Annotated in this window: 1 tRNA gene; it reads right to left on the bottom strand. The window is 42.3% G+C overall.

The annotated features are described in order from the left end of the window. Nucleotides 1-83: 83 nt before the first annotated feature. Nucleotides 84-159: transfer RNA gene (locus A1QO_RS05860), tRNA-Ala, on the bottom strand. Nucleotides 160-222: the final 63 nt, after the last annotated feature.

Genomic DNA, 222 nt, shown 5'->3' with positions numbered 1-222 from the left:
TTCGTCAGCTTTCCAAATTGTTAAAGAGCATAATGACCAAAGTCACCATTTCTAAATACTTTCAAAGTAAAAATACTTAAAGATGGTGGAGCTATGCGGGATCGAACCGCAGACCTCTTCGCTGCCAGCGAAGCGCTCTCCCAGCTGAGCTATAGCCCCATCTGGAAGTTTCTTTACTCTAACTTTCTAAACCATATCAATCTGTGTGGGTACTCATCGTAA

The organism is Vibrio genomosp. F10 str. ZF-129, assembly GCF_000287055.2.
Classification (GTDB): Bacteria; Pseudomonadota; Gammaproteobacteria; order Enterobacterales; family Vibrionaceae; genus Vibrio.
The sequence above is the reverse complement of the archived record's forward strand: the minus strand, read 5'-3'. Positions and strand labels throughout refer to the sequence as shown.